Source organism: Maribacter sp. (assembly GCF_049667165.1).
Taxonomy (GTDB): Bacteria; Bacteroidota; Bacteroidia; order Flavobacteriales; family Flavobacteriaceae; genus Maribacter_A.
Genome location: NZ_JBATHS010000208.1, coordinates 1 through 6150, shown reverse-complemented (window position 1 = coordinate 6150; position 6150 = coordinate 1). Strand labels below are relative to the sequence as shown.

General features: G+C 41.4%; 7 protein-coding genes and 1 pseudogene. 3 read left to right on the top strand and 5 right to left on the bottom strand.

From position 1 onward, the window contains the following. Positions 1-564: adenylosuccinate lyase (locus WBM98_RS10320; RefSeq protein WP_424365941.1), on the bottom strand; the 564-nt coding region annotated here is incomplete at its 3' end. Between the two features lie 34 nt (positions 565-598). On the opposite strand from WBM98_RS10320, the gene WBM98_RS10315 reads away from it, so the two are divergent. Beyond that, positions 599-1072 (top strand): heme-binding domain-containing protein, encoded by a 474-nt coding sequence (locus WBM98_RS10315; protein ID WP_424365940.1) that lies wholly within the window; start codon positions 599-601, stop codon positions 1070-1072. On the opposite strand, the gene WBM98_RS10310 is transcribed toward WBM98_RS10315, so the two are convergent. Next, the gene (locus tag WBM98_RS10310; RefSeq protein ID WP_424365939.1) at positions 1035-1727 is read right to left on the bottom strand and encodes an SIR2 family NAD-dependent protein deacylase; all 693 of its coding nucleotides are present in this window, start codon (positions 1725-1727) and stop codon (positions 1035-1037) included. The two genes, WBM98_RS10315 and WBM98_RS10310, sit on opposite strands and share 38 nt — an antisense overlap. Positions 1728-1761: 34 nt before the next feature. Between WBM98_RS10310 and WBM98_RS10305 the strand changes: the two genes are divergently transcribed. Together WBM98_RS10305 and WBM98_RS10300 are read left to right on the top strand one after the other, a co-directional pair. After that, a complete protein-coding gene (locus WBM98_RS10305) occupies positions 1762-2418 on the top strand; it encodes a TrmH family RNA methyltransferase (protein WP_424365938.1) in 657 nt (218 codons plus the stop codon). A 42-nt stretch (positions 2419-2460) separates the two neighbouring features. Beyond that, the gene (locus WBM98_RS10300) at positions 2461-2988 is read left to right on the top strand and encodes an SRPBCC family protein (protein ID WP_424365937.1); all 528 of its coding nucleotides are present in this window, start codon (positions 2461-2463) and stop codon (positions 2986-2988) included. A gap of 308 nt (positions 2989-3296) precedes the next feature. Here WBM98_RS10300 and WBM98_RS10295 read toward each other — a convergent pair whose 3' ends face one another. The 3 genes and pseudogenes from WBM98_RS10295 to WBM98_RS10285 all read right to left on the bottom strand — a co-directional run. Further along, on the bottom strand, positions 3297-4109 hold the full coding sequence (locus WBM98_RS10295; protein ID WP_424365936.1) for a metallophosphoesterase: 813 nt from the start codon (positions 4107-4109) through the stop codon (positions 3297-3299). 80 nt (positions 4110-4189) lie between these two features. After that, on the bottom strand, positions 4190-5884 hold the full coding sequence (locus tag WBM98_RS10290) for an alpha-amylase family glycosyl hydrolase (RefSeq protein WP_424365935.1): 1695 nt from the start codon (positions 5882-5884) through the stop codon (positions 4190-4192). Positions 5885-5933: 49 nt separating this feature from the next. Further along, positions 5934-6150, bottom strand: a pseudogene (locus WBM98_RS10285) (carboxypeptidase-like regulatory domain-containing protein); the annotation flags it as partial.

Genomic DNA, 6150 nt, shown 5'->3' with positions numbered 1-6150 from the left:
CATTGACTTTAGCTTTTCAAGAATCATTCTGGACCTAGCTTTATAGGCAGCACTACCCGATGCGTAATTTTGTTCCAATACCAATTTCAATTCGGGGTGGATCCAATCGAATTTATGACCCAAAAGTAGTAATGAGGTCATTGCATAGGCCTTGGCAGCCACTTTGTAATCTCCTATCAGCCAATCAAAACATGCGATTGACATGAGTTCAAGATGCCCATGGGTCAATGTGGTTTTAACTTTGTTCATCTTTTTTGAAAAGTAGGCCTTGGTCAGAAATTCACAGATTTTAGCCATAGGGCGAACGGATGAATCGAGATTCAGGTTTCTTATATTTTGGGTAAAAAGGTCGATATAGGGTAAGAGCAAGTCCAGATTTTGTTTTGCCACATATTCCAAGATCCAGCATGCCTTGTACGAAATAGGGTCTTGGCCTTTAAAGGCGATTTTGAACAATGGTGATACTATCTCCGGAGAGTCCAAAACCAAATTCGCCATTTGCATACGCTTTTTCCGTGTTGCATTGACGTAATCCAAAGATTGGGTCAGTTCGTCTTGAGTCACAATTATTTGTATTTTTACTTAAATATTCGCCCCAATGAAAATAGTGAAAAAAATGGCAATTATATTGCTGTTGGTGTTGCTTGCTATGCAGTTTTATCGCCCCCCAAATAATTTTTCCCAAGGCGACCATACAGTTAATTTCAGTGTAGAAACCAATCCTAGTAATGAGGTACGGGCTATTTTAAGAAATGCCTGTTATGATTGTCATAGCAATAACACCCAATATCCATGGTACAATACAATTGCCCCGATATCGTATTGGTTGTACGACCACGTGGAAGGAGGAAAGGAGGCGATGAACCTATCAACTTGGGGTGATTATACAACCCGAACGAAAAGCCAGATGCTCGGTAAGGTCATTGAAGTAATCGAAAATGATGAAATGCCTTTAAAACCCTATACATGGATGCATTCCGAGGCCAAACTGACATCGCAGCAAAGGCAGGCGGTTATCGAGTGGGCCAAACGTTCTAGGGTACTTTATGAATTAAATCAGCAACCACGCTAGGCACGCCTTTGGTCGCATTTTCAGGAATTACCAGCAGCTTTTTTTCAGGATCGCTTGCCATTGATGGTCGTGGATCTATAAAATATATAGGTGTTTTTGGGGCTATAAAATTAATCAGGCTAGCCGCCGGATACACTTGCATTGATGTACCGACTATCATCAATAAATCTGCTGAGGAGGTTAGTTCGATGGCTTTTCCCATCATGGGAACCTCTTCACCAAACCAAACAATATGGGGGCGCAATTGCTGCCCCTTTTCACAGAGGTCACCCACTACCAGGTCCTTTTGCCAAGGGATTGGCCGGCCTCCACCCGCACTACGGACTTTAAGAAGTTCCCCATGTAAATGTAAGACTTGGGTACTCCCGGCCCTTTCGTGAAGGTCATCCACATTCTGGGTAATAATGGTTACGTTAAAATAGGCTTCAAGAGCGACCAGAGCCTTGTGCGCCTCATTTGGGGATACTTCCAATAATTGTCGCCTCCGCTGGTTATAAAAATCCAATACCAATGTCGGATTTCTCGAAAACCCCTGGGGTGAAGCCACTTCCATTACATCGTGTCCCTCCCATAAACCATTGGCATCCCTGAACGTCTTTAGACCGCTTTCAGCACTGATACCGGCTCCCGTGAGTATGACCACATTCTTTATCATTTTATAAAAATAGACTTTTTATTATATTCGGTCTATGATAGACCAGCAACTTTTAGCCTACCTAGAGGGGTTTATTTCCGTTGAAAGAAAGGAACGTTTTCAACACGTCCTGGAAGAGCGGACCAATTTCATCACCGTTGCCATCGAAGATGTTTTTCAACTGCATAATACGAGTGCAGTAATACGAAGCTGTGAGGCTTTTGGGATACAGACCGCTCATGTCATAGAAAGCCGTTTTGGCAAACGTTTGGATAAAAACATCGCCATGGGGGCACAACAATGGGTAGATGTGCATCGGCATGAAACTACTGGGTCCTGCATATCGTACCTGAGAGGCGAAGGGTACCAAGTCATCGCTACCACACCGCATGCCGAATCTAGTCTCCTAGAGGATTTCGAACTCACAGAACGAACGGCTTTGTTTTTCGGAACCGAAAAAGAAGGGTTAAGTGAGGAAGTACTTCACGACGCTGATCACCTTTTGAAAATTCCCATGGTCGGTTTTACCGAAAGTTTGAACATTTCGGTTTCGGCAGCCATTATACTGCAACATCTAACCACTAAAATGAAACGGCAAGGTCTGCCCTGGCAATTGTCGGAAAACGAAAAATTGGAGAAACAACTTGATTGGACAAAAAAATCAATCAAGAGTATAGCTGATATTTTATCTAGATATAACGAACGAAAGTAATTTTTCACTATATTTAATAACAACCAATCAATTGATATCCAAATGTATACACTACTTTATATTTTAGTCGGGTTTGTGGTTCTCATTTTGATCTTGGCCATGATAGCCCCCAAAACCTACGAAGTTTCACGCAGTATTTCGATTTCAAAACCTGTTTCGGAAGTTTTTGAATATTTACGATTTTTAAAGCATCAGGATGAATGGAGCCCTTGGGGTAAAAGAGATCCCAATATGGTAAAGGAATTTACAGGAAAGGATGGGGAGGTCGGTGCCGTTAGTCGGTGGAAAGGCAACAAAGAGGTAGGCGAAGGGGAACAGGAATTAACCGGAATTACCCCAAACAAGGAAGTAAGATCTCAATTGCGCTTTTTAAAACCATGGAAATCACAGTCTGATGCTTATCTCCGTGTTTCGGACGAGGGCAGTGGGGCAACCAAAGTGACTTGGGGTTTTACGGGGAAGAATAAATTTCCTATTAGTATTATGATGTTGTTCATGAATATGGACAAAATGGTCGGTAAGGATTTTGAAGAAGGGTTACAATCGCTTAAATCGAAACTGGAAAATTAGGACCATGCGTATAAGATATGCGAAGATGGTGTAAGAGCCGTGCAACTCTCTTGAATCATGGTTAGGCATTTTGTAGGGTAGGTCTTCAGTAAAAAGATCATTGGTTGATCATGAAAAGTATATCCCTGTGCTACGATGGACCACCGATATACGTTCCTTGTACAGACCTTGTTATTTAAATGGACCGGGTTGAAGGGCTACAGGTGAAATACTGCGGTCAAAAACCGAAATCGGAGGCGGACATGGTTTTATGGCCTTGGTAAAGGATACAGAGGGTAACAGGATCGCACTTCACTCCTTGAAGTAATCTACACATAAAAAATCGCAACTTCGGCTCGAGCGCAAAATCTAATGGGGAGTAATGTAGTGCCTATACCTTTTGACACGTACATTTGGGATATTATATTGGAATACCAGCCCTTTACATATTTTCCGCTTCCATTGGGTGTCGTTAAAGGAATTCCAAAAAATGTCACCTGCCCGCCATGGGTATGCCCCGACAAAATAATTGGCTTTATATTCATCTCAGAACTAAGCTCGTCTATAGAACTTCGATAGGCCGGGCAATGGTTTAGAACGAGGGAGGTCAATGTTCTATCGATATTTTCGCAAGCCATCATAAAATCTGGTTGACCCCAAACTAAATCATCTATACCCAGAATATTGATTTTCCTAAATTTGGTTTCCATTACGAATGACTCGTTTATTAAAAGCATACCATTGTACGCCTCATACGTTTCCCTCAATACATTAAGATCGATACGGCCAGAATATTCCTTGTTTCCTAAAATAGCGACTTTTCGGATGTTTGGGTCAAGAAGGGATAAGAACTCTTTCAACACTGGAATTAGTGAATTTCTTGTTATCGAATCCCCTGTTAGTAAAAGTACATCAGGGAGTTCTTTATTGATTCGTTCAGCAATGGACCTATGTGCCGATTTGATTTTTTTGAGGTGAAGATCACTCAATTGTATGGCTTTAATCTTATTCTTGTTACCCTTGGAAACATCAAAGGTATTCCATTCAATAAAATTATGTTCGAACCAAAAAGCATCGAATAACACAATGCCAACAATACCAAAAAAAAGCTTACTTAAAAAGCTTCTTCTATTTAATTTCATTTAATCAAAAATTTAGGATTTTTTAATCGAATATTGGTATTGTCAATCTTTTCAAGGTAATCATCTACCAACAAACCAAACTATTGGACCAATTCCAATAAAGCGATGTCATAGTCACTTTCAAAGATGGCCTTGCCGTTCTGCACTTCGACATGGGTTTCTGAATAGGTGTCATAAAGCTTGGTACCGTCGCCAAAGAAGCCCTTGACCCACAGCGATTTTTTTCCTATTGGCAGGTCTAATCCCACCACGACTTTGTCCTTAAAGTCCTCATCGATATAGGTTCTACTAAAGACGTATGGTTTTTTGGCAAGCCTTAGATGTTTGCCCGCCCCAATCGCCGGATGGTTTCTTCTGAATTTACCTAATTTTTGCCAATGCGATAAGATATTCTTCGTATCGGGCAAACTGTCTTGGTCTTCCCAGTTCATGAACGATCGTAAGGTCGCATCGCCAACGGTACCCTCTATGGTCAAGTCCCTGGACGATTCATCGCCATAATAGACTTGGGATGCACCAGGAGTTAGTAAAAGTACATTGGCTGCCCTGATGGGTTTCTTACGGTCTTTGTCATAGGGAGAGCTATCATCATGTGATGTAAGATAGTTTAAAACGCTTTTCCCATTGAGTTTGGAGTGAAGGATCGTGCTGTATTTTTTGAAGATTGTTTCATAATCCTTGTCGGCATCATTTTTTAACTCAAAATTGATCAAGCTTTTGAATCCATGGTCAAAATAATCCACCTTTTTATCACCGAAATCAAATTGTCGACCACTGGAGATATTATATCCATACACTTCCCCTACCATATAAAAAGGATTGTCGTCCAATACGTCGTTAGGGTGCTTATTTTTCCAGGATTCAAAAGCTATGGAAGCCTCTTTATAAAGCTCCGACCATGCATTCTCGTTGACGTGTTTTACGGTATCTACCCTAAACCCATCGATGCCATAATTATTTACATAATCCGCCAACCATTTTATAATATAGTAACGGGGTGCCCTGGGATATCCCGTGCGGTCAAAGAACAATTGTAGTTCATCGAGTTCATTGCTTAAACGCCCTTCGTCTTTCCATTTGGCCAAAAGGGCATCGGGTAATTCAACAGCCTCGTTCGACGCTGTGAGTATGTCTGGAAGATTGTGGACCAAAGTACATGCTGTTGTGTTTTCATAGGTGGTGAACTCACAAATAGGTTCGGTTCTGACCCACTCTTCAGGCCAAACGGGATCTTTTGATGTAACCGGACCTGTATGGTTCAAGACCACGTCCATCAATATGCGGATCCCATTTTTATGGGCCGTCTTCACTAATGTCTCAAGCGCTTTCCGTGTTCCGAAATTGGGATCCAATGACGTCCAATCCTTGGCCCAATACCCATGGTAGCCATAGGTGTTCCCTGTAGTTTCATCGGTATCACCATGTATTTGTTCTACAACGGGGGTAAACCAAATGGCATTGATGCCAAGGTCTTTGAAATAACCATCCTGAATTTTCTGTGTGATCCCCTCCAAGTCCCCTCCCATAAAACCTCTAAGAAGACCGGTTTCATTGGTCCTTTCAAAATTCACATCATTGTTGATGTCCCCATTATTAAAGCGGTCGGTAAGTAAAAAGTAGATGTTCGCACCTTCCCATACGAAGGGAGTGGTTTCCTTTATTTCCGGTTGATTCTGATTGATCGTGATTTCAGGTTGTTCTACCGCTTCTTTTTTTTCTAATTTACAAGCGTTGAGGATAGCCAGTACCAAAACCCATACGAACAGTCGATGCATAGTTGTCTATTTTGGCTAAAGCTATAAAATGCAGTGGTAAATAGAAAATTTATTTCTTTCTATTTAGCACTTTGAATTCTTCATAGCAACTACTAATGGCATCTAGGATCTGTAAATCGTTCGCCGTGCTTATAAAAGACTTGGAATAACTACAGTTATTCAGGATGTCCTCGATATCGACTTTTTCGATTTGAAGCAGTTCGGTAAGTGTTTCCCTATCGAATTTAGAGGCAAGAAGGTCCCGTATGGCGTCATCCTCCTTGACC